The organism is Shewanella sp. 11B5 (assembly GCF_002836795.1).
GTDB classification, from domain to species: domain Bacteria; phylum Pseudomonadota; class Gammaproteobacteria; order Enterobacterales; family Shewanellaceae; genus Shewanella; species Shewanella frigidimarina.
The window spans coordinates 1-2685 of record NZ_PJAP01001012.1; the positions used below are offsets into that span (position 1 = coordinate 1).

1 protein-coding gene and 1 pseudogene are annotated in these 2685 nt (G+C 42.8%); both read left to right on the plus strand.

From position 1 onward, the window contains the following. Positions 1 to 190, plus strand: a pseudogene (gene recF, locus CXF78_RS19645) (DNA replication and repair protein RecF); the annotation flags it as partial. Between the two features lie 15 nt (positions 191 to 205). Then, entirely contained in the window at positions 206 to 2623 is a 2418-nt protein-coding gene (gene gyrB, locus CXF78_RS19650; protein ID WP_011635496.1) for a DNA topoisomerase (ATP-hydrolyzing) subunit B, read from the plus strand. Positions 2624 to 2685 lie beyond the last annotated feature (62 nt).

Here is a 2685-nt window from a genome sequence, read left to right on the forward strand (position 1 = left end):
TTATCTAGTCGACGATTTACCGTCGGAGTTGGATGCACAGCATAGGCAGCTATTGCTACAGCAGTTAACCGAAACCGGTGCACAAATTTTTGTCACTGCGATCGATCCGCAAGCAATAGTCGATTCGTTATCTAGCCCTCCAAACAGGATGTTTCATGTGGAACAAGGGCTGGTAACGGTTATTGAATAACAACGAGAGATAAATATGTCAGAGAATAGTTACGATTCTTCGAGTATCAAGGTATTAAAAGGCCTTGATGCAGTCCGTAAGAGACCTGGTATGTACATTGGTGATACTGATGATGGCACAGGTCTTCATCACATGGTATTCGAAGTGGTCGATAACTCTATCGATGAAGCTTTAGCAGGCCATTGTAGTGATATCACCATTAGCATTCATTCAGATGGTTCAGTCTCAGTAAAAGACGATGGTCGTGGTATTCCTGTTTCGATACATGAAGAAGAGGGTATATCTGCCGCTGAAGTTATTATGACCGTACTTCATGCTGGCGGTAAGTTTGATGATAACTCTTATAAAGTCTCTGGTGGTCTGCACGGTGTGGGTGTATCTGTAGTTAACGCGTTATCGCAAAAACTGCAGTTAACCATTCGTAGAGCAGGTAAAGTCTATGAGCAGTTTTATACTCATGGTGTACCCGATGCACCTATCAAGGAAATTGGTGATGCGGTTAAAACCGGTACCGAACTCCGCTTCTGGCCAAGTAGTGACACGTTTACTGATGTTGAATTTCATTTTGAAATTTTAGCCAAACGCGTACGCGAACTATCATTTTTGAACTCTGGTGTAGGCATTCGTTTAGTTGACGAGCGCGACGGTAAAGATGAGTTCTTTAAGTATGAAGGCGGTATTAGTGCTTTTGTTGATTACTTAAACCGTAACAAAACGCCGATTAACAAAGATGTTTTCCATTTTTCTCATGAACGCGAAGACGGTATCACCGTTGAAGTTGCTATGCAGTGGAACGATGGTTATCAAGAGAATATTTTTTGTTTTACCAATAACATCCCACAACGCGACGGTGGTACTCACTTAGCCGGTTTCCGTGGTGCATTAACACGTAACTTGAATAACTACATGGAACGTGAAGGGTTTAACAAAAAAGGTAAGACTAGTGCCACAGGTGATGATGCGCGTGAAGGCTTGACCGCGGTTATTTCAGTAAAAGTACCTGATCCAAAGTTTAGCTCGCAAACTAAAGACAAACTTGTGTCTAGTGAAGTGAAAAGCGCGGTTGAACAAACAATGGGTGAGCAGTTAAATGATTACCTATTAGAAAATCCAGCCGATGCTAAATTAATTGTTGGTAAAATTGTTGATGCAGCACGTGCTCGTGAAGCGGCGCGTAAAGCGCGTGAAATGACACGTCGTAAAGGCGCGCTAGATTTAGGTGGTTTGCCAGGTAAGCTAGCTGACTGCCAAGAGAAAGATCCTGGTCTTTCTGAAATATATATAGTGGAAGGTGACTCTGCTGGTGGATCAGCCAAGCAGGGACGTAACCGTAAAAACCAAGCGATTCTTCCGCTAAAAGGTAAGATCTTAAACGTAGAAAAAGCGCGCTTTGACAAGATGTTATCTTCACAGGAAGTGGCAACGTTGATTACTGCATTAGGTTGTGGCATTGGCCGCGATGAATATAATCCAGATAAGACTCGTTATCACAACATCATCATCATGACCGATGCTGACGTCGACGGCTCACACATTCGTACTTTGCTGTTGACCTTCTTCTTCCGTCAAATGCCTGAATTGATCCAGCGTGGCTATATTTATATTGCTCAACCACCACTTTTCAAAGTGAAAAAAGGTAAGCAAGAACAGTATTTGAAAGATGAGCCAGCATTGACTGAGTATTTAACCACTCAAGCTCTTGATGGCACCAATATTTATCCAAGCCCAGGTGCTTTTGGTATGTCTGGTGAGCCATTAGAGCGTTTAGTGGCACAGTATCGTGAAGTTGAGCGCATTATTAAGCGCCTAGAAAAACGTTACCCGACCAACCTACTTGACCGTATGTTGTATCACCCTGAAGTGACTGCCGCAGTGTTAAGTGATGAAGCGCAAATGACCGAATGGTGTAATGGCTTCATTGCAGATTTAGTTGAACGTGAAAGTAGCGGTATTATTTTTACTGCCAATGTAATGCTTGACCCTGAGCGCAAGGTTTACACCCCTAGCGTGACAATCCGTAAGCACGGTATCGATACTAACTATCTATTTGGTTATGACTTCTTCACGTCATCTGATTACCAGCGTATCGCTAAGTTAGGCGCAGCATTAGAGGGTATGATTGAAGAAGGTGGTTATGTACAACGTGGTGAACGTGTTAAAGAAGTTGAAAGCTTCTTAGAAGCATTAGATTGGACTATTAGTGAAGCGAAACGCGGCCTGTACATACAACGTTATAAAGGATTGGGCGAAATGAACCCTGAACAATTGTGGGAAACTACAATGGATCCGGAATCACGTCGTATGTTACGCGTTACTATTGAAGATGCGGTAGCTGCTGATCAGCTATTCACATGTTTGATGGGTGACCAAGTTGAGCCGCGTCGTGAGTTTATTGAAACTAACGCGCTTAATGTGGCCAACTTAGACGTATAACATAAGTTTTGTGTAAAAATGGGTGCCTTTGGCACCCATTTTTGTTTTTAGTGCTATGGTTA